This window comes from Duganella sp. Root336D2 (assembly GCF_001425005.1).
Classification (GTDB): Bacteria; Pseudomonadota; Gammaproteobacteria; order Burkholderiales; family Burkholderiaceae_D; genus Rugamonas.
On sequence record NZ_LMDB01000035.1, the window covers coordinates 70,252 to 92,549 of the forward strand.

At 63.1% G+C, this 22,298-nt stretch carries 16 protein-coding genes; 7 read left to right on the forward strand and 9 right to left on the reverse strand.

What is annotated here, in order from left to right; translation table 11 throughout:
* Positions 1–22: 22 nt before the first annotated feature.
* From ASD07_RS20770 to ASD07_RS20780, 3 genes are read right to left on the reverse strand one after another with little or no spacing between them, the layout of a single operon-like run.
* The gene (locus tag ASD07_RS20770) at positions 23–1,636 is read right to left on the reverse strand and encodes a DUF5060 domain-containing protein (protein ID WP_229207234.1); all 1,614 of its coding nucleotides are present in this window, start codon (positions 1,634–1,636) and stop codon (positions 23–25) included.
* Complete coding sequence (locus ASD07_RS20775; RefSeq protein ID WP_055934641.1) at positions 1,618–3,822, reverse strand: pectinesterase family protein; 2,205 nt, start codon at positions 3,820–3,822, stop codon at positions 1,618–1,620. Before ASD07_RS20775 ends, ASD07_RS20770 begins: the two co-directional genes overlap by 19 nt.
* 1 nt (position 3,823) lies before the next feature.
* Positions 3,824–6,745 carry a TonB-dependent receptor domain-containing protein gene (locus ASD07_RS20780; RefSeq protein ID WP_055934643.1) on the reverse strand — a complete coding sequence of 974 codons (2,922 nt, stop codon included), beginning with the start codon at positions 6,743–6,745 and terminating at the stop codon, positions 3,824–3,826.
* Positions 6,746–6,919: 174 nt separating this feature from the next.
* Between ASD07_RS20780 and ASD07_RS20785 the strand changes: the two genes are divergently transcribed.
* The 5 genes from ASD07_RS20785 (at position 6,920) to ASD07_RS20805 (ending at position 14,792) form a co-directional block, all read left to right on the forward strand.
* Complete coding sequence (locus ASD07_RS20785) at positions 6,920–7,576, forward strand: FadR/GntR family transcriptional regulator (RefSeq protein ID WP_229207235.1); 657 nt, start codon at positions 6,920–6,922, stop codon at positions 7,574–7,576.
* Positions 7,577–7,586: 10 nt separating this feature from the next.
* Positions 7,587–9,452, forward strand: a complete 1,866-nt coding sequence (locus tag ASD07_RS20790; protein WP_055934647.1) for a glycoside hydrolase family 28 protein — start codon at positions 7,587–7,589, stop codon at positions 9,450–9,452.
* A gap of 25 nt (positions 9,453–9,477) precedes the next feature.
* Positions 9,478–11,466, forward strand: coding sequence for a site-specific recombinase (locus ASD07_RS20795; protein ID WP_200953836.1), 1,989 nt, complete (start codon positions 9,478–9,480; stop codon positions 11,464–11,466).
* Positions 11,467–11,530: 64 nt separating this feature from the next.
* Positions 11,531–11,761 (forward strand): hypothetical protein, encoded by a 231-nt coding sequence (locus ASD07_RS20800; RefSeq protein WP_156398118.1) that lies wholly within the window; start codon positions 11,531–11,533, stop codon positions 11,759–11,761.
* Positions 11,762–11,930: 169 nt separating this feature from the next.
* Positions 11,931–14,792 carry a response regulator gene (locus tag ASD07_RS20805; protein WP_082507476.1) on the forward strand — a complete coding sequence of 954 codons (2,862 nt, stop codon included), beginning with the start codon at positions 11,931–11,933 and terminating at the stop codon, positions 14,790–14,792.
* Here ASD07_RS20805 and ASD07_RS20810 read toward each other — a convergent pair.
* On the reverse strand, positions 14,789–15,313 hold the full coding sequence (locus tag ASD07_RS20810) for a DUF4256 domain-containing protein (RefSeq protein WP_200953837.1): 525 nt from the start codon (positions 15,311–15,313) through the stop codon (positions 14,789–14,791). The two genes, ASD07_RS20805 and ASD07_RS20810, sit on opposite strands and share 4 nt — an antisense overlap.
* Positions 15,314–15,427: 114 nt before the next feature.
* Between ASD07_RS20810 and ASD07_RS20815 the strand changes: the two genes are divergently transcribed.
* Positions 15,428–16,441, forward strand: coding sequence for a glycosyl hydrolase 53 family protein (locus ASD07_RS20815; protein WP_082507477.1), 1,014 nt, complete (start codon positions 15,428–15,430; stop codon positions 16,439–16,441).
* 15 nt (positions 16,442–16,456) lie between these two features.
* Here ASD07_RS20815 and trxB read toward each other — a convergent pair whose 3' ends face one another.
* The 3 genes from trxB to ASD07_RS20830 form a co-directional block, all read right to left on the reverse strand.
* The gene (gene trxB / locus ASD07_RS20820) at positions 16,457–17,404 is read right to left on the reverse strand and encodes a thioredoxin-disulfide reductase (RefSeq protein WP_055934653.1); all 948 of its coding nucleotides are present in this window, start codon (positions 17,402–17,404) and stop codon (positions 16,457–16,459) included.
* 70 nt (positions 17,405–17,474) lie between these two features.
* The gene (locus ASD07_RS20825) at positions 17,475–18,107 is read right to left on the reverse strand and encodes a glutathione S-transferase family protein (protein ID WP_200953838.1); all 633 of its coding nucleotides are present in this window, start codon (positions 18,105–18,107) and stop codon (positions 17,475–17,477) included.
* A gap of 67 nt (positions 18,108–18,174) precedes the next feature.
* Positions 18,175–18,693 carry a hypothetical protein gene (locus ASD07_RS20830; RefSeq protein ID WP_055934654.1) on the reverse strand — a complete coding sequence of 173 codons (519 nt, stop codon included), beginning with the start codon at positions 18,691–18,693 and terminating at the stop codon, positions 18,175–18,177.
* 116 nt (positions 18,694–18,809) lie between these two features.
* Between ASD07_RS20830 and ASD07_RS20835 the strand changes: the two genes are divergently transcribed.
* On the forward strand, positions 18,810–19,706 hold the full coding sequence (locus tag ASD07_RS20835; protein WP_055934656.1) for a LysR family transcriptional regulator: 897 nt from the start codon (positions 18,810–18,812) through the stop codon (positions 19,704–19,706).
* Here the strand turns inward: ASD07_RS20835 and ASD07_RS20840 are convergent.
* Complete coding sequence (locus tag ASD07_RS20840; RefSeq protein WP_055934658.1) at positions 19,703–20,143, reverse strand: thermonuclease family protein; 441 nt, start codon at positions 20,141–20,143, stop codon at positions 19,703–19,705. The two genes, ASD07_RS20835 and ASD07_RS20840, sit on opposite strands and share 4 nt — an antisense overlap.
* A 66-nt stretch (positions 20,144–20,209) precedes the next feature.
* On the reverse strand, positions 20,210–22,282 hold the full coding sequence (locus ASD07_RS20845) for a TonB-dependent siderophore receptor (protein WP_055934660.1): 2,073 nt from the start codon (positions 22,280–22,282) through the stop codon (positions 20,210–20,212).
* Positions 22,283–22,298 lie beyond the last annotated feature (16 nt).

Consider the following 22,298-nt stretch of genomic DNA (forward strand, 5'->3'; position numbering starts at 1 on the left):
GTCCGACATTTTTAACTAATTATCAACTTTCGTCGAGCGATTTCGGTAGCGGCGGGAGCCTCGTGATACGCAGCGCCATATAGGGACGGCCGGGCAGTGCGATGCTTCGCCCCTCTTTGTCGGCAAAGCTGTAGTTGTCGCGCTTGCGGATTTCGAACACGCCGTCCACCGGCGTGACAGTCATATTCCAGGTATCGATCACCTCGGCTTTGAACCTCATGCCATCTGCCAGGCCCGGCTTGGCGAGCACGAACGGCCAGGCGCCTGGCGCCTGGCGGCCGAAGTAGCCCAGGTAGTACTGGCCGGGTTTGCCGGCAAACGGATTTCCCTGCCACTTGTCGATCGGTTCCAGTCCCTCGGCCGGGCTACCGGACAGTATCTTGCGGAAGAACGCCAGCCGCGGCGGACTTTCCCCGCGCAGGGTCCCGCCCTTCCCCAGCCACGACATATCGTCCGGATCCCTGAATATCTCGCTATGGCCGACATAGGTGCCTGCAATCGCCCCCATCCAGAACCGCAGCACCATCTCCTGCCCCGACAACTGGCCCCAGCGGCGCTCGATATCGCCCTCGTATTTCACTTCGTCGTAGATCACCGGCTTCGAATACACGTCGCGGAACAGGACCGCGCGTTCGACGTCTTCGGCGATGGCCCCGCTTTGCACGCTGACATGCGTTACCCAGGGCTTGGTATGGTTGTACAGCACCATGGCGTTATGGATCGAGCGCAGGTGCTGGTATGGGTCGCGCGATTGCACGATCTCGAAGTAGCGGTCCCACTCCGTCATCTGCTTCTTGCCCAGGTAGTCGAATTCGTTCGCCATCGACCACCATACATTGCGGTAGGAGGCCAGGCGCGCCACCACATAGCGCAAGTAGCGTTCATTGACTTCGGCCGGCATCTGGTCGAAGCCCCAGAAGCCTTTATCGTAGGGGTGGAACAGGATGACATCGGCCTCGACGCCCAGCGCGCGCAGGTCTGCCACACGCTGCTCGAGATGGCGGAAGAATCCGGGGTTGAAGCGTGTGAAGTCCCAGGCCGTGGGCGGCGAACCTTCAAACGGAAAGCGCGGCGGCTGCTGCCTGACGTCCCGGTTCGGAAATACCAGCATGCGGATCTTGTTGAACGGCCCGGCCGCCAGCGTCGCCAAGGTCAGTCGTTCGATGGTTTCCGGCTGGTGGGTCCAGCCATAACTGGTGGTGCCGACCTGCCAGAACGGCGTGCCGTCCTCATAGCCGAAGTGATGCACACCTTTCACGCGGACCGGGCCATGGTTGCCCGGCTTCGCAGCGAAGACTTTGAACTTGCCCCGCTTGCCGTTGAGCGGGGCGCGATTGCTGCGGGTCTCGTACTCCCAATCGCCGGTGGTATCGGGCATGAATCGCAGCTTGTACCGGCCTTCGCCATCGTAGAAGCCTTCGACGGAGAAGGTGCGCGCGCCCTGGCGGAAAGTTGCGGACAATTCCACTTCGAGGAAAGGATTGCCGTCGCGCGGCCCGTCAAGCGTGACCTCCTTGCTGCCCCAGCGTTCGACCGGATCGGCTTCTTGCGCCTGCCCAGCGCTGCAGAGAGCAGCGAACGCGACGATGGCTGCGCTTTTCAGGAGCTTGCGGCGGATCATGGCTGGGGATTCCATCCTTTTCCGTTGGCGTACTGCGCGAAGACCTTGGCGCGGCTGTCGTAACGGGCAGCGTCGGCCGCAGCCAGGATGCGCCCCGCCACGCGCTGCGACAGCACGAGTGGTTTGCCCGCCGGGTCGGTGCTTCCGCCCTCCTCCCAACCACCGCCTCCGCGCGGCTTGCCGTGCCAACCCGCCGCGTTAATGTGCGGGCCAAGGCTGCAATTGATGTAGCGGACGTTGTCCCAGGCAGTGACGACACCCGGCCGCGCGAGGAAAGCCGCGCCCTGCGGCACATCATTGCCCGCAGGGCCAGGGCCATGTGTCAGGCGGCTATTCAGGAATACGAAGCCGGGGTCGGTTTCGGCCACGGTGCGCGCCTGCACCAGGTAGCCGCCGCTGGATGGGTTGGCACTGTCGCCGACAGAGCGGATTTCGGACTCCTCGAACAGCGCTGCGCGATTGTAGCCCCAGATGAAATCCACATTGCCCGCAACAAGGCTGCGGTAGAACCATGCATAGCCCTTGAGCTGGATGGTGTCCTGCTCGCTGAGGAAGCTGGCCTCATTGGCGATGAGACGGCCCTCGCTGCTGAAATTGAGCGCTTCGGCCTGCGCGCCGATGGTCCTGCTGCGCCAGGTCGTGTTGACGAGAGTCAGCGTTTCAAGGCGCAGCAGGTCGGCGTCTTCAACCAGGAACACCGAGCGGCCGCCGCTGGCACCGGGGGCCAGCGGCAGTTGGCCCGCGCCGCTGCCGGGGTTGATGCCGTCGCTGTTTTCTCCAGCAATGACGGCGCCTTCCCGGCTCTCGCCGCGCAACGTGACATTGTCCTTCCCACGCAGGTAAAGCAGGCCTTCGTGCCGGCCTTTGGCAAGGCGGATCGTCACCGGTCTCTCGCGAGCGAAGTTCCGCATCGCATGATTCAAGGCGCCCTGCAAGGTGCGAAAGTCGGACTTGCCGCCCAATGCCACCCGCAGCGTTGTGCCTGGCGGCGCCCGCTCGCGGGTGCGGAAGCTCCAGGCGCCTGGCTTGCCGATGCCTTCAAACTGCGCCCCGCCCAGCATGGCGTCTGGAAAAAGATTGCGGTCGACCAGCACGTAATAGTCGGTGCCATATGCCAGCTTGCCGTCGTGCGGACGGATTGTCGCCGTCGCCGCATCGACGGTGATTGCCTTGTAGCGCACCACGCGCTTCACGCCATCCCGCGCGGCACCAATCTCGTCCAGCTCCATGCCGGGGCGAATGACATCTACCGTCACATTGTCTTTCGCACGAACGATGCGGATCGAACCGTTGTCGCTGAGGGCCGGCGCCTGGTCGAAGCGTAGTTGCAGGCGGGTGTCGACAGGGACATCGCGCTCCTTCACTGCTGGCGATACGCGCCCCGCGGCCCGCTGGCCGTGGCGTGCCGAGGCGGCGAAGGCCGGTCCTACGCGCACCGCCAGCGTCGCCGCGACGTTCGGATCTTCGGCGCTGGCAAGCGTGACCGCCACCTTGCCCACGCCACGCGGCTGCAGCACGAGCTGGCCGTCTTCCACACCGGCTACCAGTACAGCCGGATCACTCGACCTGGCGGCGAACTGTAAAGCTCGCACTTGGCCGCGGCTGGATGCGCGAACGGCAAAGCGCTGCTGCGCATCGCCAATTTGCAAGGCCAGCTGTTTATGCCGGTGGACCAAGCCGATGCTGGTTGGCGCCTGGGCGATATCGCCGGCACGCAGGCCATCGATTTCAAACTGGCCGGCCTGGTCCAGGATGCCGATGCGCGGCGGCAGCGAGTTGGGTTCGTCGACCCCGATCAGGCGCGAGCCATTGAGATAGGCTGTAAGAGCCGTACCATCGACATCAAGGCGAATGGTGTAGAAGGCGTCGCCGGCATCAGGCTCGATCCGCACTTGCTTGAGAAGTTTCGGCTGGCCGTCGGTCATGCCAATGATAACGACCGCCATCCTGCCGGCCGGCTCAACATCGAGGCCAAAGCCAAGCCAGTTGCGGTCATCGCTGTAACGCACAACGACATAGCCCTGCCCGGCCGCACCTGGCGCCGCGCGCATGCGTGCCTCGACGAAATAAGGGCCGGAACTCGCGACGGCGGCTTCCACCGCCGGCGCGAATCTGACTGCGCCCTGTGCGGGCGGCCCGGCGTACGCTCCTGCTGCCGACAGCAGCAAGGCGCAGGCCAGCAGCAGGCAGCGCAGCGGCATGTCAGAACCTGTATTCCACCGAGAAGCGATACACACGCCCCAGCATATCAGCCATCGACGTCACATAGCCGCCGCTGTAGGTGCTGTTGGAAGTCAGTGGCGGCCATTCCCCGGTCAGGTTGTTGACGCCGAAACTGATGGTCGTGTTCTTGATGCCGGTGTAGTTCACGTTCAGGTTGTATTGCTTGTAGGCCTCCACTTCGGTCAGGGTCGAACCGGCGCGCGGGGTGACGTCGGTCACGCTGGAGTTGTAGCGCTGCGACAGCGTGCTGGCCCAGGCGCCGTTGGTGTAGGTAACCGAAGCGGTATGCTTCCAGCGCGGGTTGATCTGCGGCAGGCCGGCCAGGCCGGAGTTCGGCCCCGAACCGCCGAAGCGGCCATCGTTGGTGATGATGCCCACGTTGCTCAGCCAAACGCCGTTTTTCTCTGACTGGAACTCATATTTGTCCATATAAGTGCCGTCCAGTTTCGCATCGAAGGTGCCGAAGCTGGTTTTCGGGAAGCGGTAGCTGGCCGACAGGTCGAGGCCGCGGATGCGGGTCTGGCCGCGGTTGGCCTGGCTCGCCACGATATGGTCGATGGTGCCGTCCGCATTGCGCACGAAGTTCACGTCGTACTTGGCTGGATTCTGCTGGATCTCGGCGATGGTAACCGCGCCCAGCACGTCGCGCAGCTTCAGGCCCCAGTAGTCGACGGTGATCGACAGGTCTTTCACCGGTTCCAGCGCGAAGCCGAAGGAGAAGCCGCGCGACTTTTCCGGTTTCAGGAAGTCATTGTTGGGCGACTTGGTCCAGTAGTTGGTGGCGACGTTACACACCTGGTCATAGGTGTAGCCGGATTTTGGCGTGCCGGTACCGGCCACCAGCGGCTGCGTGCTCGGGCACAGGACCGGATCGTCCATGACCTGGTTGCGCACTTCCGGCGTCGGGTTCTGGATGTCGATGATCGACGGCGCGCGGAAGCCGGTATTCACGTTACCGCGCAGGACCAGTTGCTGGAACGGCTGCCAGCGTGCAGCCAGCTTGGGATTGACGGTGGTCTGTTTCAGGTCGTAGTAGCGGTCGGCGCGTACCGCTGCATTCAGCAGGAACTTATCGGTGATCGGCGCTTCCGCTTCCATCAGCAGCGAAGCGATGGTGCGGTGAATCTTCTTGGCCACGCCTTGCGGCGTTTCGCCCACCAGGTCGGACTGCACGACGTTGCCGGCGGCGTCGATGTGGTAGCTGCCGTCGGCCTTCTTCAGGACATAGTCGAGCGGCGCATTGAAGGTCTGCGCGCCGTCGCGCCGCAACTCACCGGAGACCGCCAGGGTCAGCGCACCGCCCGGCAGGTCCCACAGGCCCTTGGACAGCGTCACGTCCACGCTCTGGTTGTAGGCTTTGTTCAGGCGGTAGGTGTAGTCTTTCGCCTCGATGCTGTCCAGGTAAGCCTGGCCGGCCGCGTCCTGCAGGCCGAAGGGATTCAGGGTGCCATTGTTGAAGCCTTCCTGCGCCTTGGTGTAAAGGATATAGCCGGCGCCGGCACGGGTATCGCGCTTCGATTCGCCGTAATTCAGGCCGGCGCGGTAGTCCCAGCCCAGCACTTCGCCTTCTGCGCTCAGCACGATGCGATCGTTGGACTGTTTGTCGTTGCGGTATGCGGGGCCAAGTTCGGCAGGCCCCCACTGGAAGTAGATGGTGCGGTTGTTCATGTTCAGGTCGCTGACCGTACCAGGCGTCTTGGCCGGGTCGATGAACATGGTCGGCGTGTTGGCGCCGGTATTGCTGCCTACCACCTGCACGGCCGGGGTGATCCCTTTGCCTGGATAGTATTTGCTGGTCGACGGCAGCGAATAGGTAGTGAACGGCTGGGTGGTGCCCGGCACCTGCATGCCGCGGTACTTCTGCACCGTGAATTCGGAGTGCAGCACATCCAGGTCAAGCTTGTGGCCGCCAGACAGGTTCAGGCTCGCGCGGCCGCTGACGTTGATGATTTCGCTGCCGTCGGTCACGGCATTCCAGAACAGCGGATTGCGCGCGCAGCCCGGCGCGTAGACCGGCGTTGCCGCAGTACTGTTGTTGCCCAGGGTCGGGGTAGCGTATGGCGCCACGCAGCCGCTGGCGAAAGTCGGGTTGTAGTTGGAGTTGGCGTTGCGCGCAAAGCCAAAATTGGCAAATGGCGTCGGGTTGCGCGCATCGGGCGTGATGCCCAGGCCCAGCGTGCGCAGGATGGCCGGATCATGCTGCTCCGGACGGTCACCCTGGAACAGTGCATCCTTCTTCTGGTAGTCGATCGCCAGGTAGGCATTCCAGCCGTCGCGCGACAGGTTGCCGGTGCCCAGGATGGCGCCGACGCTCTTCGAATCAGCACCGCCCTTTTGCGTCGGCGCGTACTCAGCCTTGATCGTCGCGCCTTCGAAACCGCGCTTGGTCAGGAAGTTCTGCACGCCGCCGATGGCATCGGCGCCGTAGATCGAAGCGGCGCCGCCGTTCAGGGTCTCCACGCGGTCCAGCGCCATGCGCGGCATCACGTTCACGGAGACATACTGGTCCTGCAGCGGCTCGTTGGCCAGGCGGCGGCCGTTCAACAGCGTCAGGGTGCGCATCGGACCCAGGCCGCGCAGGTTGATGACCGGGCCGGCCGCGCCGCTATTGGTACCCAGCGACAGCGATTGCGGCATTTCCAGCACCAGGTCTTTCAGCTCGGTGTTGCCGCGCGCCAGGAGCTCGCCGGACTTGATGGTGACCAGCGGGGTGGCGCCCTCATTGGCGACGCGGCGGATCAGGGAGCCGGTCACCACCACCGACGCCATCTGCCCTTCGGCGGGCGCGGCGGCCGGGGCGGCGGCCTGGGCGGCTGCCTGGTTTGCCATCTGCAGGACGGCCGCTGCCACAGCTGCCGCCAGCACGGCGCGTTTGGCCTGTGGACCTGGAACGTAATTCATGAGTCTCCTCCATATTAGCGATCAAATTGGTTTGATCGATTTTCTGTTTTGGTATAACCACAGACTAAAGTGGTTAGGCCAATTTCACAAGCAAAAATTCCAATCTTGTGCAAAAAAGCCACTTTTGGTCGGTCCAGATTGTTGTTTTGGCCTGACCACTTTAGAATGAGGCGCATGGAGACCAGGCTATATAAACAGGTGGCGGAGAAGATCCAGGCGATGATCGCCACCGAAGGATTTGCATGCGGCGATCGCCTGCCGTCGGAACGCGAGCTTTCCACCAGACTGGAAGTGAGCCGCGCCTCGCTACGCGAGGGGCTGATCGCACTGGAGCTGACCGGGGTGGTGGAGGTGCGCAGCAATTCCGGCGTCTATCTATGCGACCGTCCGGGCCATTCACCCCTGGCGGAAACCGGGCCGGGACCGTTCGAGGTGCTGTCGGCGCGGCGCGTGATCGAGGCCGAAATTGCCGCCGTCGCGGCCCAGGTGGCCACCGACCGCGCTATCGATGCCATCCTGGTCGCCGTGCAAGCGATGGAGCGCGACCACGACGATGTGGCCACCAATGAACAGGCGGACCGCAACTTCCACATGGCGATTGCCAACGCCACCGGCAACAGCGCGCTGGTGGGCGTGATGAACCACCTGTGGGACCAGCGCGGCCGCCTGTGGCACAAACTCAAGGAGCACTTCCAGACCGAAGAGCTGCGCAAGGAAACCCTGGCCGACCACCGCGCCATCCTGCAGGCCATCGCCAGCCACGATCCGGCAGCCGCCCGCAAAGCCATGCGCGTTCACCTGGGACGCGTTACCCGAACCTTCTCTGCCTAGGAGACCTGCCTTGACCGCATCACGACAATTGCGCCGCCGCGGCCTGCTGCAAGCCGGCGCCGCCGCCCTCCTCGCCCCGCAATGGCTGCCTGCGCTGGCCGCCGCGGCCAATGCCGGTCCCGCAGCGCGCACTGCTGCCTGGCGCCGCGCCGACGCCATCGTCGCCGCGCTGCGCACGCCCGTCAGCTTCCGCAACGAGGATTTCCCGGTCACCGATTTCGGCGCCCAGCCCTGCGGCACCAGGCAAGTGAAAGCCTGGGTCACCCACGACGACCAGGAAATGCTGCCAACCCAGTCCGACGACGCCCACGATTGCTACGCCAGCTTCAAGGCCGCCATCGACGCCTGCGCCGCAGCCGGGGGCGGGCGCGTCGTGATCCCGAAAGGCCACTGGTACTGCGCCGGCCCGCTGGTGCTGCGCTCCAACGTCCACCTCCACCTGCAAGCCGGCGCCCACATCCTGTTCTCGCAAAACCCCGAACACTACGCCCGCCACGGCGACTTCGATTGCGGCGCAAACGGCAAGCTCACGCTCTCGCGCTGGCAAAGCAACGACTGCCTGAACTACTCGCCCATGGTCTACGCCGTCAACGCCAGGAATATCGCGCTGACCGGCGAAGACTGGAGCGCGAAACTGGACGGCCAGGGCGGCGTAGCCTTCAACGAAGCGGGCGATTGCTGGTGGTCCTGGAAAGGCAGGAACCGCACCGTGAACGCCGTCTCGCAAACCACCGCCCCCGGCTACCAGGAAGGCCGGCCGACGCAGGTCGTGCCCAACCCGCTCAACAAACCGCTGGCGGAGATCGCTCCCGGCCTGAATGCCGCCCTGCGCAAGCTGATTGAAGGCGAAGACGAAAAATGGCGCAGCGACGAGCGCTATCTTCCCGCCCTGTCCGAAGCCGGCGTGCCTGTCGAACAGCGCGTGTTCGGCAAAGGCCACTACCTGCGGCCGCCGATGATCCATTTCATCAACTGCAGCAACGTCCTGCTGCAGGGCTACCATGTGCAGAACACGCCGTTCTGGCAGCACCATCCGGTCAACTGCCGCAACCTGGTCATCCGCAAAGTCCACGCCGAAAGCCGCGGCCCGAACAGCGACGGCTTCGATCCGGAAGCCTGCGAGCATGTGCTGGTGGAGGACTGCGTCTTCGATTCCGGCGACGACTGCATCGCCATCAAGGCCGGCAAGAACCGCGACGTGCAGTACGGCCCGACGCGCAACATCGTGATCCAGGGCTGCACCATGCATAGCGGCCATGGCGCCGTCACGCTCGGCTCCGAAATGGCGGGCGGCATCGAGCACGTCTATGCCCGCGACCTGGTGTTCGAGAATACGCATTGGCAAACCGACCCGCTGAACATCGCCATCCGCCTCAAGACCAATATGAACCGCGGCGGCTACCTGCGCCACTTCTACGTCAAAAACGTGAGTATCCCGAACGGCGTGCAACTCAGCGCCTCGCATTACTCCCTGCTGCCCGGCACCCCGATCGACACCAGGGGCCTGGCCACCGCAGCCGGCGCAGTCATCTCCTTCGACTGCGACTACCAGCCTTCCGCCGACAGCGTGCGCATCCGGCCGCCCGAAGTCTCCGATGTCCATATCGAGAACGTCAGCGTCGGCAATGTAACGAAGGGCGGCATCACAGGCTCCTGCTACCAGGCCATCGCCATCCTCGGCCCGGTCGCCAGCGACTATAACGGGCCGCAGCCCGCGCCGCCCGTGCTGCCGGTGCGCCGCGTGACGATCAGCAACTGCGATTTCGGCCATCCGGTCAATGCGGAAAAGCCGATCTGGCTGTACAACGTGTCCGGCCTGCAGCTGGAAAATGTGCGAATCGGCGGCAAGCTTCTTAAGGCTACCCTAAGGTCCTGATTGGACAATCGTAGCGAACGCCAGTATGCTTTCGCAAATGATGATGGACAGCATACTGGCGCGCATCCAGGCTACGGCCTCCTCGCGCGATACGTCCCTGCTGCAGGAATTGGTTGGCACCCTGCGTCCCGCGCATGCCAGCGACCTGCAACAGGCCACCAACCGTCTGCGCGCCCTCGCGCACCTTCTTTCCACCCAGCCTGAATGGGCACGGGGCCTGCGGGAGTATCTCGCCGAAATCATTGGCCAGCGCAAACTGGTGCACCTGCTCACCGATACCGGAGTCCTGCAAAACCAGGGGTTCTTCGGCGAGCTATGGCGCCGGCTGAACCACAAATGGCTGCCGCCAACCGTCAATGACGAATACCTGAAGGACGTCTTCGGGCAAATCTTCGATCGCCAGGACGATTACATCTGGATCAACGGCGTCGAGCCTTCGACCTGGCTGGACCTGCTGCAGGCGCTCGACTTGCCCGCGCAAGGGTGGCTGCAAAGCCAGGTGCTGGGCGAACTACTGGAGGCAGTGCAAGTGCTGTCCTATCGCATCAGTGCGATAGGACTGGAGCCGGAACTGGTGCGGGTCCATCCGGACATCGAACGTTTCGAATCGCCCTTCCTGCGCCAGAATGCCGAAGTGGTGCAGTTGACGGAAGCGTGGCGCGCGCGCCTGGTCGACGCCCAGGTGGAAGTCCCTGACGCGCGCCATCTTGACGTACTCCTCAGCCAGTGTGAGGAGATTATCGGGCGCGTACGCAAGGCGGCATCCGTGCAAGGGGTATCGGTCAGCCTGACCCGCCTGCTGTTGCGCCTGACGCAAAGCATCGACCGCTTGCGCATCCTGCTCGACCTGCTGGAAGCCCCTTCCCTGCAGGAGGCGCTGCCTGCTGCGCTCGGCCTGTTCCAGCAACTGGTGGAGGCCGACAACCGTAAATTGCGCCTCACCGACCTGTTCCAGACCAACACCGAACTGTTGGCATTGCAGGTAACGGAACATGCCGGCCGTTCAGGCGAGCATTACGTCGCCAGCACGCGCGCCGAATGGCTGTCCATGATGCGCTCCGCTGCCGGCGCCGGCTTCATCGTCGGTTTCATGGCTACGCTCAAGGTGCTGATGGCGCGTATGCTGCTTGCCCCTGTCGGCTATGCTGCCCTGTACAGCCTGAACTACTCGCTCGGCTTCATGCTGATCCACGTACTGCACTTCACCGTGGCCACCAAGCAGCCGGCAATGACCGCGGCACGCATTGCCGCCGCCATCGACCAGGGCCAGAAAAAACTGGATGAACTGGCGGAGCTGGTAGTCAAGGTGCTGCGCTCGCAGTTCGTGGCAATCGTCGGCAACGTGGCACTGGCCATGCCTACGGCCTTCATCATTGCAGTGGCTTGGCAGGCCGCTTTCGGCCAGCACCTGGCTGGCGCGGAAAAGGCACAACACCTGCTGCACGATATCGACCCGCTGCATAGCCTGGCCTTGCCGCATGCCGCCGTCGCCGGCGTGTGCCTGTTCCTGGCAGGACTGATTTCGGGCTACTACGACAACAAGGCGGCCTATAACGACATTGCTGCGCGCTTGCGTCAGCTGCGCTGGCTGCGTTGCCTGCTCGGCGAAAAACGCCTGGCGCGCGTCACCGACTACGTCGGCCGCAACCTCGGCGCCCTCGCCGGCAATTTCTTCTTCGGCATCATGCTGGGTACGATCGGCACCATCGGCTATGTCCTGGGACTGCCGATCGATATCCGCCATGTCACCTTCTCCAGCGCCAATTTCGCCTTCGCGCTGGTTGGACTGGACTACCAGCTCACCACGGAGCAATGGCTGTTATCGCTGTCGGGCATTGCGCTGATCGCACTGACCAACCTGGCGGTAAGCTTCGCCCTGGCGCTAATGGTTGCGCTGCGCTCGCGGCGCGTCAGTTTCGGCCGCGGCCAAGCCCTGGCCGGCCTGGTATGGCAGCGTTTCCGGCTGTCGCCGCGCAGTTTCTTCCTGCCGCCGCGCGAGGTGGAGACGAATTGAATTGGCGCCGCTTCCTGCCCGGTTGGCGTAAAGTAGAACGGCTTGCTTAATGGGGGACGACCAGATGAATGAACTCATCCCTGGCGATCTGGAAGCCGACAGTACGGCTTCAGTGGATGGTCTCACTTACACAGTTTCGATAATCCACGACGAAACGGGATACCGGGCGCACCTGACATGGCGGGACCGGGTGGAGCAACAAACGACTCCACCATTTTCAAACGCCCGCTCAGCCATGATCGAGGGCCACTCGCTGGCCGAGGAGTACATCCTGGCATGGCGCAGCCACAGTTAGCCCAACGGCGGCGCCAGCTTGGGCCAAAACGTGCAGCGCACGGTCGTGCATCCTGCGCGCGTTCGCCGCCTTCGACTGTACAATGGCATGACCAATTTACAAATGCCCATCTGAAGGAAGATGCGACTTGGCCCGAACCCGGCAATCAAGGCGGCCCACCCTGCGCCGCATGCTGTTCGCACTCGTGCTGGCATGCACCTTGCCAGCGACCCTCGGCTTCGGCCTGCTGATCCAGCACTTCTATGCCCGCGAGCGCGCCCAGGTTGAGCGCGACTCCCTGTTCGTGGCCCGTTCGATGATGCGGGCGGTCGACCGCGACCTCGATCTCGGCATCGTCGCGGCACGCGCGCTGGCCATGTCGGCGGAGCTTGACCATGGCGACCTGGCTGGTTTCCACCGCAAGGCCGTCAGCATCGTCAATGCCGGTTTTCCGGGCTCGAATATCGTCCTCAGCACACGCGATTCGCTCCAGCTGCTGAATACCTTGCGCCCGTTCGGCGAACCGATACCCGATCCCGGCAGCCGGGAACGCATCCAGCGCGTGTTCGAAACGGGAAAGGTGCTGGTATCGGATGTCTTTATCGGTGGCGTCACCGGCAAGCCGCTGGTCGCCGTCCACGTACCCGTCATACGGGGCGGCCAGGTCGTGTATTGCCTCTCGGTCGGCTACCAGCCGGCCCATCTCCGGCGCGTTCTCAACTCGGAGACCCTGCACAAAGACCGCGTCATCGCCATCCTGGACCGCGAAGGCGTGATCATCGCCCGCACCCATGAAGCGGAACGCTTTGTCGGCAAGCCCGCTTCCGACAGCCTGGTCAAACGGCTGTCCGAGGTTGATGAAGACGTATTCGAATCCATCACCCTGGAAGGCATTCCGGTCTATACGATTTTCACGCGCTCCAGCCGCACCGGTTGGGCGGTTGCCGTGGGCGTGCCGCGCGCCACCATACTGCAGGAGTTGCTGGCATCCGTCACCTGGCTTACCTGGATCGTGCTGGCATTGCTGCTGGCCGGCTTCGGCCTGGCGTGGTTCATCAGCGGAAAAATCCGCCAGCTCGAAGGCTTGATCCACGAACGCACCGACCAGCTCGAGGACGCCAACCTGCGCATCAGTACCGTGGTCGACAGCGTTGGCGAGGGCATCATTACCATCAACGAAGAAGGCCAGATCGAGACCTTCAACCGCGCAGCCAGCCAGATATTCGGCTATACCGCGGAAGAGGTGATAGGGGACGGCATCCAGGTGCTGATGCCGGAATCCATGCGCGCCGCGCACCAGCATGGCATGCAACGCTTCCTGTCAGGCGGCGCGCCGCACGTCATCGGCAAAGGCGCGGTCGAACTGCCAGCCCTGCGCAAGGATGGCAGCCAGTTCACCGTTGAATTAACCATCAGCGCCGTCATCGATGAAGGACGGTACCGCTTTGTGGGCGTGCTGCGCGACGTGACCGAGCTGAAAAAGTCGCAAGCGGCCCTGCGCGATGCCGTCAGGGAAGCGCAGGCGGCCAATGCCGCGAAGAGCTCCTTCCTCGCCAACATGAGCCACGAATTGCGCACGCCGATGAACGCCGTACTGGGGATGGCGCACCTGATGACCACCACGCCGCTGTCGCTGGAGCAGCGGCGCTACCTGACCATGCTGCGTACCTCGGGGCAGTCCTTGCTGGCACTGCTGAACGACATCCTCGACTTTTCCAAGATCGAAGCGGGAAAGATCCAGCTCAACGCCACCCGCTTCGAACTCGATTCAGTACTGCATTCCGTGTCCACCATCATGAGCGTCAATGCGGGCGAGAAGGAACTGGAACTGGCGATCGGCGTCGAGCCGGACGTTCCGCGCCAACTGGTAGGCGACCCGCTGCGACTGCAGCAGGTCCTGGTCAACCTGACCAGCAACGCCATCAAATTCACAGCACGCGGTGAAGTCAGCCTCAAGGTCGAATGCGCAGAGTGCGACGCACAGCACAGCGTCATGCGCTTCATCGTGCGCGACACCGGCATCGGTATTTCACTGGAACAGAAGCTCAACCTGTTCGCGCCCTTTTCCCAGGCCGACGAATCCGTCACCCGCAAGTACGGCGGCACCGGGCTTGGGCTGGTGATCTGCCAGCGCCTGGTCGAACTGCAAGGCGGCAGTATTGCCCTCGACAGCAGTCCCGGCGAGGGCAGCACCTTTACCGTTACCCTGCCGTTCGGCACCGTGCCGGCCGCACAGCAACAAGCGCCAGCCGGTGCCGGCTCGCGGCCCTTGCGCGTGCTGGTGGTCGACGACCATTTCACCAGCCGCGTCTACCTTTGCAAGACGCTGCAAGCCTGGGGCTGGGGCGTTGATGTGGCCTCTTCCGGCGCGGAGGCGGAAAAGATGCTGGCCCTTGCCGGCCAGCGCGCCCTGCCCTATGACGTGATCCTCGCCGACTGGAGCATGCCTGCCGAGGACCAGCGCTATATCGACTCGCTGCGCCAAGCGCAAGAGGCCGTGGCCCCCGTGATACTCATGGTCAGCGCCTATGAACGCAGCAAGATGCTGGAAGAAGACGCCGATCGGGAGGGACTGGTCACCAAGCCGATAACAGCCTCCACCCTGTTCGACACCGTACATGAAATGCTGGACAAGTCCGACACCCGCGAAGTGCTGCCCGACGCGCCGCCCGCCCAGCGCATCAGCGGCCACCTGCTGCTGGTGGAAGACAACGCCATGAACCAGCTGGTCGCTGTCGGCATCCTGGAGCGCGCCGGCGCAACCATCGAGGTTGCCAACAATGGCGAAGAGGCCGTGCGCATGCTGCGCGCCGCGCCCGAAGCCTACCGCATGGTCCTGATGGATGTGCAGATGCCGGTCATGGACGGCTATACCGCGACCCGCATCATCCGCCAGGAACTGGGCCTGAAGCTGCCCATCGTGGCGATGACTGCCGGCGTGATGGAGTCTGAGCGCGCCGATTGCCTGGCGGCCGGGATGGACGATTTCATTCCCAAGCCGCTCGATATCGACGAGATGATGCAGACACTGGAAGCCTACCTGCCGCCTTAAACGCGCACAATCCCCCGGAAGCCGCGCGCCGCGTAATAGGACTCGGCGCCGTTGTGGTACAGGAAGACGTGGCCATAGCGGCGGTCGCAGAACAAGGCGCCGCCCTGCTTGCGGATATCGGCCGGCGTCTGCACCCAGCTCGAGGTCTTGCGGTCGAACTCACCCAGCGTCTGCAGGTGGCGATACTCGGCCTCCGTGAGCAGGCTGACGCCCATGGCCTGCGCCACCTCCAGTGCGCTGCCGGATGGCTTGTTCTCCTTGCGCCCATCCAGCGCGGCCCTGTCGAAACACAGGCTGCGGCGTCCTGCCGGGCTTTCAGGCGAGCAGTCGCAGAAGACAAGCTCTCCGCTTGCGGGAACAACTCCGACAACGTCCGGTTCGCCGCCGGTATGTTCCATTTCCTCAAGCACGCGAAGCTTGCCGGGATTTGCATCCAGGCGCGCACGCACGGCGCTCCACGCCAGTCCTTCATGCCGGGCCAAGTGCTTGAGAAAGCGTTGTTCGAGGATGTCGATCTTCATCCTGCAAATCCTATCAGTGTTCGCGAAAAAATTCATGGGCCGCACGACTTTCCGTATACCTGCAGGCGAAATCCTTGCGCTAGCATCGTGCCCAAATGACCACAGGGAGATGAAATGAAGAAGTTGGGAGTGCTGTTCGCCTTGCTTGTTGCAACCACGACGCCCGCCTTGGCCCAGCAGTTCGCAAAAGGAGCCGACATCGGCTGGTTGCAGCAAATGGAGGCCACCGGCTACAAGTTCTACAACGACCAGGGCAGGCAGGAAGATGCGCTGCAGGTCCTGAAGGACAATGGTATCAATACCGTACGCCTGCGCACCTGGTTGAAGCCCTCGGACGACCGGACCAATGGCCACAACAGCAAGGAGGAAACGGTCGCCATGGCCGTTCGTGCGCAGGAGATGGGCATGCGGATAATGATCAACTTCCACTACAGCGATAGCTGGGCCGACCCGTCGAAGCAGAAGAAGCCCGCCGCCTGGGAGGGCCACGACTTCCCTCGCCTGCTGCAAGACGTCTACAGCTACACCCATGACGTGATGAGCGCCCTCAAGGCGGCGGGCGTCACGCCGGAGTGGGTCCAGGTCGGGAATGAGACGCCGGGCGGCATGTTGTACCCGGAAGGCAGCACCAGGAACTGGCCGCAACTGGCGCAGTTGATCAACAGGGGCCATGACGCCATCAAGGCCGTCAGTCCTTCATCCAAAGTAATCCTGCATCTTGACCGCGGCAACGACAGCAAGCGTTTCCGTACCTGGTTCGACAACGCAAAGGCCAACGGCGCACGCTACGACGTGATCGGCATGTCGTATTACCCTTACTGGCTGCCCGGCAAACCAGATTACAAAAAGTCGATCGACGCCCTTGCCCGCAACATGAACGACATGGCAGCGCGCTACGGCAAGGAAGTCATGGTGGTTGAAACAGGCGGCGAAGACACTCGCGCGCAAAACACCTACGACATGCTGGTCGCAGTGCAACGCAAAGTCAAGGCGGTGCCCGGCCAGAAGGGCTTGGGCGTCATCTATTGGGAACCCCTGGGTGCGCGCAGCTGGAGCCAATACCCGCTCAGCGCCTGGGGCGATGACGGCAAGCCGACCAGGGCCATGAAAGCCTTCCTCGCGGAATGATCAAGCCGGCCCGGCTTATTTGGCAAACTGCTCCAGGTAGCGCTGCGCATCCAGCGCAGCCATGCAGCCGGTCCCGGCGCTGGTAATCGCTTGCCTGTAAATGTGATCCTGCACGTCACCCGCAGCAAACACTCCGTCGATCGAAGTCACGGTTGCCATGCCATCCAAGCCGGACTTGGTCTTGATGTAGCCGTCGCGCATGGCCAGCTGGCCCTGGAATATGCCTGTATTCGGTTTGTGTCCGATCGCGATGAAGACGCCGTGTACCGCCAATTCTTCCAGTTCGCCCCCGGCATGCTCCAGGACCGCGCCGGTGACACCGGCATCGTCCCCGCGGACTTCGTGCAGTGCCGCGTTGAGTTTCAGGGCCACCCTTCCTTCGGCAGCTTTCGACATCAAACGATCGACCAGGATAGGCTCGGCGCGGAACCGGTCGCGCCTGTGGACCAGCGTTACCCGCGCAGCGATATTGGAGAGGTAAAGCGCCTCCTCCACCGCGGTATTGCCGCCGCCAACCACCAGCACTTCGCGGCCGCGGTAAAAGAAGCCGTCGCAAGTAGCACAAGCCGAAACGCCGCGCCCCATGAACGCCTGCTCCGATGGAAGCCCCAGGTACTGGGCCGAGGCGCCGGTGGCGATGATCAAGGCATCGCAGGTATATTCGCCGGCATCGCCAACCAGCCGGATCGGGCGCTCTTGGAGATGGGCGGTGTGGACATGGTCGAATATGAACCGGGTACCAAAGCGTTCCGCATGGTCCCGGAAACGCTGCATCAAGTGCGGGCCCTGGACGCCGAGCGGGTCGGCCGGCCAGTTTTCCACATCGGTTGTGGTCATCAACTGGCCGCCCTGCTCCAGCCCTGTAACCAACGTCGGCTGCAGGTTGGCGCGGGCAGCGTAGACGGCGGCGGTGTAACCGGCAGGGCCGGAACCAAGAATGAGCAGGCGGGAGTGTTGTGGCATGTCGGAATCCTCAAATAAGCGCAATACTGAGTAAATACCGGCATGCCTGCAAAAAGTTCATTGGAATGAATCAGAACGCTTTTTTTCCCGGCATCAGGTCATGCGGGTGGCGCCAGCCGGGAAGATCGCTGATGCGTGCCTTCCAGGCCGCGATATTGGGAAATTCGCTCATGTCGATCCCGGTTTCTTCCGGCATGTAGACATAGCCGATCAGCGACAAATCCGCGATGGTCAATCGGTCGCCGACCAGGTAGCTGGCCCCAGCCAGGTGCTTGTCGACGATCCGGTAGGCGCCAATCGCGCGCTCGCGCAGGAACTGCGTGACCGGCGTTTCGCCAGTCTTCTGCAGGCCAACCATGAAGCGCAAAGTGGCGTAATAGCTGGTGAACTTGTGGTTGTCGAACAGTATCCAGCTCCAGATGTCGCGCTTTTCATCGTCATTCCGGGGGCCGAACTGGCCGGTCACCTCGGCCAGGTAGTCAAGGATCACGCCGGACTGGCAAATCTTCAGGCCCTTGTGCTCGAGTACCGGGATCTCGCCCATTTCATTCAGGTTTTCACGCCAGCTTTCGCTGCGCGTCTCGCCGCCGAAGTAGTCCACTACTACGGGTTCCCAGTCCGCCTTGGCCAATGCCAGGAACAGCGCAACCTTGTACGAGTTGCCGGAAGCAGCAAAGCAGTGCAATTTGAATTCCGCCATCATGGTCCTTTTGAGTTGGATGTAGTCAGGCGGACAATAGTAATGCAGTTTGCCGGCGGCTGCAGGCGCCCTACTTCACCAGCACTTTGTCGGTACGGCGCAGCCATGCTTCGTGCAGGACCGTCCAGGTCGCGCCACCGTCGGTGGTGGAATCCCACACGTGGTGCACGCCGCCAGCAGTTGGCTTCCATACCGTGCGATGGAATTCCCGCTCGCCCTTGTCGTTGATGAAGTAGCCGGTCATGAGCATGCGGTCGCCCTGCCAGCCGCCATCGATCGGCGCGAAATTGCCGCGCGCGCTGGTCCAGACATGGCGCCACAGCTTGTGCTTGCGGTCATACATGCTGAGGCTGGTGCCCGCGCCATTTTCCGCGCCATTACCGCGCCACCACTCCTGCAACACGCAGCCCTGCTCGATTTTCTCGATCAGCGTGTGGCCGAGCAGCTTGCCGTCCCGGTCGAACGCCTCCCAGTTGCCGACCCAGTAATCGAACTGCTTGAATTCAGGAGCGCTGCAAGCCGCATTTTCAGCCCCGTGCGCGGCGGCGGCGATCAGCATGGCAACGGCAATCAGGAGCTTGCGAATCATTTTCTTTCCTTTGATGTGTGGTTGGATGCAGCCATTGTCGCCACCGGAGCCTCCGAGCGACAGCCATCAGATGAACAACGTGCTTTCAAAAATGAACAACGCGTTAGAATGCGGCAATGAGCAAATTCCTGACCAGCCGACTCGCCTGGAACGATTACCAGGTCATTCTTGCCGTTGCCCGCCACGGCTCCCTGTCCAAAGCCGCCGAAGCCCTGGGTTCCAGCCATCCGACCCTGTTCCGCCGCATCCGCGATATCGAGGCGGGGATCGGCGCCACCTTGTTCGAGCGCAGCCGCCAGGGATACCAGCCGACGGCAGCCGCGACGGAGCTACTGGCGCTCGCAGAAGAATTCGACCAGCGCCTGCGCGACCTGGAACGGGACGCCGGGCTGGGTACCGCCGGCCGCCTGACCCTGGCCACGACCGAGGTGCTCATGCCCCGCATCGTGCCGCCGCTGCTGACGCGCTGCCGGCGCGAGCTGCCCGACACTACGATCAACCTGCAAATCGGTGAAAACCTGGCAAACGTGCGCCAGCGCGAAGCTGATATCGCCTTGCGCTCCGGCGGTGAACCGGAGGGAGACCTGATCGGCCGTGTGATCTGCAATATCGAGGTGGCTATTTACGCCCCCGTGGACTGGCCGAATGTGTCCGAAGAAAACTTGCACGAGCAGACGTGGGTCACCGTCGATGAATCGCTGGGACACCTGGCTTCATCGAAATGGCTTGAAGCGGAAGGCCTGATGCGGCGCGCGGCGGTGCGCTGCTCCAGCACCCTGGCTGTTTCCGGGCTGCTGGAAGAGGGACTGGGCGTCGGCATATTGCCTTGCCACCTGGGCGATGCCAACCCGCGTTTGCGCCGCGTTTCGCCGCTGTTGACGGACTTCCGCTCGCAGTTGTGGCTGCTCACGCCGCGCCAGCTGCGCGGCGTGCCGAAGATTTCGGCGACGGTCGAATGCCTGACCGCCGGCCTGCGCGAGATGAAAGACCTGTTTGAAGGCCGAAGCCCTTAGTTCAGGTAGCTGCTGCGCGCCTTGCGCTCCTTGCGGAACAGCCAGGGTTCGAGCGGGTCGCGCTCCGACCATAAACCGACCCGGGAATTGCGCGCCGACGCTTCAACTGCAGGCAGCGACGGGTCATGGTTGTATTGCGGGTAGACCCAGGCCATTCCTTTACGGACCTGCGCCACGTTGGCGTTGACATCACCGCAATGGACCACGGCGACCGTGCGGCCGTAGCGATCCTGTTTCCCCGAGCCGAGGGTCGCGTCGCGGCCAAAGCACAGGTCCGACAACGACTGCTTCGAGCGCGCGCCGAAAGGCTGCTTTTTCTCAGGCGCGTCGATATTCGCAAGGCGGACTTTTACCGGCCGGCCTTTGCTCAGCACAGTCAGCGTATCGCCATCGGAAACGCCGATGACCGTGTCTGCGTAAGATTGATTGCATATCATTGCAAAGATCAGTGCAAGCTTCTTAATTTCCTTACTCCACTTGTTGGGACGGCCGCAATTGTATCGTCACAGCGCGACTTCCGCTGCAAGCTTGAACGTGCGCTGCCCACTTCCCGTCACCTCTCGCAAGGCATCCTGGCGGCCGTCCTCGAAAATCTGTGTATTGCGCGTATCAGGCCCCAGTGCATTACTTGCGGTGGCGCGCAAGGCCAGGCCCGGCCGCAATCGCCAGGTGGCGTGCAGGTCCAGCCGGCGTTCGGTATTCCGCCCGCTCCATTGCGAGACCGATGCATGTGCCAGGCTGCCCTTCTGCAGGTTCCAGTTGAAGCCTGCCGTCGCTTGCGCGCCAAAGCGGAAATCGAGGCCCCCATTGATTGTCAGCGGCACTTGCTCGCCAAGCCGGTTGCCCGGCGCCGGCACCGAATCCACATGCGACCAATTGCGCGTCACTCCCAGCCGCGCCCTGGTCCCCTCGCCCAGCGCCATGCGCGCGTCAAACTCCAGTCCCTGGGTAATGGCGCCGCCGATATTGCCTGGCGAAGCCACCCATTTACCCTTGTCCTGGAACAGCACCGGCTGGATAACGCTGCTAATGCGACGATGATAGGCCGCCAGGCTAACCATGCTCTCCTTGCCGAAATAGCTTTCGTAAGCGGCATCGATGCCCCACGCCAGTTCCGGGCGCAAGCCCGGGTTGCCCTGCACGTCGGGATTTGCCGGACCGTTGCCATTGTTGACAGTAAAACGGCGCGGCACCAGGTCGCGCGTATTGGGCGCCTTGTAGCTGCGTGCGAGGCCAAGCCGCAATTGGTCGCGCGACCCGGGCAGGCGCCACAGCAGATGGGCCACCGGACTCAAGACGCTGGACGTGCTGCTGACGTCCGCCAGGTCACGTCCATTGGTCAGGGTGCGCAGGCTTTCCCAGCGCAGGCCGAGGTATGCATCGAGCCCATTCGATACCGTCCATTCGTCTTGCGCGAACATGGCCAATCGCCGCACACGGGCGATGTAGCGCTGGTCAAGCCCGCCAAGCGGTTCGCCTGCCGCACTGGAATCTTCCTGGCGCCGCCATTCCGCGCGCCGTGCCGCCGAGCCGTCCCAGCCCGCTGCCAACACGTGCCTGCCGCTACCGCCCAGGCGCAGCTTGCCGCTGCTGCTGGCGCCATCGTCCGCTGCGCTTGCGACGACGTGGCGCAGCCGGAGCGCATCCCCCGCCGCATTCCCTCCATTGAAAATATAGTCGCTCTTGCGCCGGTTACGCGCCAGTCCGGCTTTCCAGTCGATGCGGCCTGCTTCCCCGAGGCGATGGCTGGCCTCCATGTCGCTGCGGGCCATGTCCGTGCGGGCATCTGCGCTGTAGGTACTCGTTGGAAAATCGCTCGAATCGCCGATCAAGGCGGCTTCCCGGGCAGCGCCACGGTTGCGGCTGCGCGCATGGTCGAGCAGTCCTTGCCAGGCCACTTTCGTTCCACCGTCGAATTTCCAGTTCAGGCGCGGGACCAGTCCCACGCGTTCGGTGGCAGAAAAGTTCTGCTCCGACGTGAGGCGCCTGGCCGACAATGTACGCTCAGCGATGCTAGCGTCTGCTGCACTCTTTCCGCGTGCGGCCTGTATCGTCACGTTGCCGGAATAGTCGTCACCAGGGCGCGACAGGTCAAACGACGCTTCCGGTGACCAGCCGGCGCCCGACTCGTTGCCGGCCAGCGTGGCCTGCGACTTGGCACGCCCTGCACTTCGGCGCAAAACGATGTTGATGCTGCCCGCAATACCCTGGGTGCTGCTGTCTGCACTTGCACTGCGCAGGATTTCAATGCGCTCGACAAGCTCCGGCGCCAGGCTGTCCGGCGAAAAACCCGGCGGTGCCGGCTCTCCATTCAGCAGGAATTGCGTGCGTCCGCCGCCCAATCCCCGCATCTGCACCTGCCCCCCGTTCACCGTCACCCCAGGCTGGCGCCGCAGGGTATCGGCCAGGCTCGGGTCGCCGAAGCGCAAAAGCTCTTCGCGTGAAACGACAATCCGACCCGCAATGTCGTCGCGACGTTGTTGCAAGGTTCCGGTCGCCTTGACCTCAACACGTGCCATGTCGTTGTCGGCGCTGGCGCAAAGCGGAACTAAAAACAGGGAAAGCAGGATTCGCATCGTAATGCTCATGTGG

Bases quoted from the DNA above. Each gene is read 5' to 3' on its own strand.
- ASD07_RS20845 (WP_055934660.1), bottom strand. From the start codon at position 22,282: ATGCGAATCCTGCTTTCCCTGTTTTTAGTTCCGCTTTGCGCCAGCGCC.
- ASD07_RS20770 (WP_229207234.1), bottom strand. From the start codon at position 1,636: ATGGAATCCCCAGCCATGATCCGCCGCAAGCTCCTGAAAAGCGCAGCC.
- ASD07_RS20805 (WP_082507476.1), top strand. From the start codon at position 11,931: ATGCTGTTCGCACTCGTGCTGGCATGCACCTTGCCAGCGACCCTCGGC.
- ASD07_RS20830 (WP_055934654.1), bottom strand. From the start codon at position 18,693: ATGATTCGCAAGCTCCTGATTGCCGTTGCCATGCTGATCGCCGCCGCC.
- ASD07_RS20795 (WP_200953836.1), top strand. From the start codon at position 9,478: ATGCTTTCGCAAATGATGATGGACAGCATACTGGCGCGCATCCAGGCT.
- ASD07_RS20835 (WP_055934656.1), top strand. From the start codon at position 18,810: ATGAGCAAATTCCTGACCAGCCGACTCGCCTGGAACGATTACCAGGTC.
- ASD07_RS20840 (WP_055934658.1), bottom strand. From the start codon at position 20,143: ATGATATGCAATCAATCTTACGCAGACACGGTCATCGGCGTTTCCGAT.
- ASD07_RS20800 (WP_156398118.1), top strand. From the start codon at position 11,531: ATGAATGAACTCATCCCTGGCGATCTGGAAGCCGACAGTACGGCTTCA.
- trxB (WP_055934653.1), bottom strand. From the start codon at position 17,404: ATGCCACAACACTCCCGCCTGCTCATTCTTGGTTCCGGCCCTGCCGGT.
- ASD07_RS20810 (WP_200953837.1), bottom strand. From the start codon at position 15,313: ATGAAGATCGACATCCTCGAACAACGCTTTCTCAAGCACTTGGCCCGG.
- ASD07_RS20785 (WP_229207235.1), top strand. From the start codon at position 6,920: ATGGAGACCAGGCTATATAAACAGGTGGCGGAGAAGATCCAGGCGATG.
- ASD07_RS20775 (WP_055934641.1), bottom strand. From the start codon at position 3,822: ATGCCGCTGCGCTGCCTGCTGCTGGCCTGCGCCTTGCTGCTGTCGGCA.
- ASD07_RS20815 (WP_082507477.1), top strand. From the start codon at position 15,428: ATGAAGAAGTTGGGAGTGCTGTTCGCCTTGCTTGTTGCAACCACGACG.
- ASD07_RS20780 (WP_055934643.1), bottom strand. From the start codon at position 6,745: ATGAATTACGTTCCAGGTCCACAGGCCAAACGCGCCGTGCTGGCGGCA.
- ASD07_RS20825 (WP_200953838.1), bottom strand. From the start codon at position 18,107: ATGATGGCGGAATTCAAATTGCACTGCTTTGCTGCTTCCGGCAACTCG.